Raw genomic sequence first — 2,040 nt, forward strand, 5'->3', positions numbered from 1 at the left:
CGCGGCGGACCAGTCCCATCCATGAGGGGCGCGCCTGCGCGCCGGCCTCACCGGGAGCGGCGACGCTCGTTTTCAGCAGAGGAACGGCACATGATCGACAGGGTGAAGCCGCTGATGGCGGCATGGGTTCTGGTCTTCGCATCTTCTTCGTTCGCCGGCGAAACGGCGGGAAAATTGCCACGAAAGCCAGCTCTAGGGCCGGAAACCGCGGGGGCGACCCTGGTCATTCCCGGCGAGACCGACAGGCTCGCCTCGCTCTACGCCCGCGCACGGGGCGAAGGCGGCAAGATGGTGCTCTGGGCCGGCGGCGACGCGCCGAACCAGATGGACTGGTTGAAGACGGCCTTCGAGAGCCGCTTTCCCGGCGTGACCCTGGACGTCACGGTGGACCTCTCCAAGTTCCACGACCTGCGCATCGACCAGGAACTCGCCGCCGGCACCCTGACGCCGGACGTGGCGATGCTGCAAACCACCTTCGATTTCGACAAATGGAAGGCCCGCGACGTGCTGCTGCGCTACAAGCCGGTCGGCTTCGCCCGGCAGAAGAAAGGCTACGCCGATCCCGACGGCGCCTATGTCACGGCCTACAACAACGCCTTCGTGCCGACCTACGCTTCCGTCCGGCTGCCAGCGGAGCGCTATCCGATGCGCTTCGCCGATTACCTGAAGCCGGCCTTCAAGGGCAAGCTGGTGCTGACCTATCCCCATGACGACGATGCGGTGCTGTACGTCTACGACAAGCTGGAACGGCGCTACGGCAGCGGTTTCCTGCGCGCCCTGGCGGCGCAGAAACCGAACTTCCTGCGCGGCACGGCGGCGCCGGCGGCCTCGGTGGGCACCGACTCCATCGGTTCGCTGGGCAACCTGACCGGCTATGCGACCGACAGCGATACGCCGGCCGGCTACTTCATCCCGACCGACGAGCCGTTCATCGTCTGGAACCAGCGCGCGGCGATCTTCAAGGCCGCCCGTCATCCGGCCACGGCCAAGCTGCTGCTGTCCTACCTGGGCTCGGCCGAGTTCCAGTCCAGCTACGGCGGCTGGCGCGCCCGCGCCGACGTCGGCGAAGCGCCTGGGCTGCCACCACTGGAGTCGCTGAAGAACGTCGATGTGCACGATTTCACCCGCTGGATGGCCGATCGCCAACGGGTGGCCAGCCTGCGCAGGCACATGGCGGAAATCTTCGGCCCGGTACGCGGCGAGTCGCCGTTGCGCGACCCGGCGCTGATGAGCCTGCTGGGGCTGACGGCGAACGACATCGTCGCCTTGCCCGAACCGGACCTGCCGATCTACTGAACCGCCATGACGGCCTCGCGCACGGACGACGCGGGGTCGTCGATCCTGGAGAATTGCGCATCCGGTTTCGACGGCAAGCAGGCGGCCTGGAGCGGCTGGGAAGACCCCAACTTCTTATAAAATACTTTTAATAAACGATTTATCCTATTGATTAATAAGATAAATAAAATACTAGAATTCACTTTAAGTTGAAACGACAAGGCGGCGCATAACGCTACCCGTTGTCCGCCCTGGCCTCCGCTTACCGCCTCCGCTGCGCAGGGCGAACGAGGCCACGCGCGTTATCCGCCGACAGGCCTCTGCCAGGGAGGGACGGCGGCACGGAAAACTCTTCTTCGACAACGACTTCCGCGTAGAACCTGATCCATCGCCTGCGCTCGCGCGAACTCACGCAGGCGACGACCAGGACGAAGGACCTAGGCCTTCCGCCACCCCTGCAACTGATTGCGGATCGGCAACTCGCGGATGCGCTTGCCGGTGGCGGCGAAGATCGCGTTGCACAGCGCCGGCGCTATCGGCGGCACGCCGGGCTCGCCGACCCCGCCCAGCGGCAGGTCGCCATCCGGCTTGAGCAGATGCACCGACACCGCCTTGGGCGCCAGCGGCATGCGCGCCAGCTCGTACTGGTGGAAATTGTCCTGCTGGACCTTGCCATCCTTGAAGCTGATCTCGCCCAGCGCCGCCAGGCCCAGGCCCATCACGCAGGCGCCTTCGAGCTGCGAACGGATGCGCTCGGGGTTGATC

General features: G+C 65.5%; 2 protein-coding genes. One reads left to right on the forward strand and one right to left on the reverse strand.

The genetic code is table 11. The features are described 5' to 3' along the window. Positions 1-90 precede the first annotated feature (90 nt). Positions 91-1,296 (forward strand): ABC transporter substrate-binding protein, encoded by a 1,206-nt coding sequence (locus tag FFS27_RS32160; RefSeq protein ID WP_023101246.1) that lies wholly within the window; start codon positions 91-93, stop codon positions 1,294-1,296. A 416-nt stretch (positions 1,297-1,712) separates the two neighbouring features. On the opposite strand, the gene FFS27_RS32165 is transcribed toward FFS27_RS32160, so the two are convergent. Then, on the reverse strand, positions 1,713-2,040 hold a 328-nt coding region (locus FFS27_RS32165), incomplete at its 5' end, for a molybdopterin cofactor-binding domain-containing protein (RefSeq protein WP_132499189.1).

Source organism: Pseudomonas sp. 2VD (assembly GCF_005503585.1).
In the GTDB taxonomy this organism is placed as follows: Bacteria; Pseudomonadota; Gammaproteobacteria; order Pseudomonadales; family Pseudomonadaceae; genus Pseudomonas; species Pseudomonas aeruginosa.

Excerpts from the sequence above, each read along its gene's own strand:
- FFS27_RS32160 (WP_023101246.1), top strand. The coding sequence starts at position 91 with ATGATCGACAGGGTGAAGCCGCTGATGGCGGCATGGGTTCTGGTCTTC.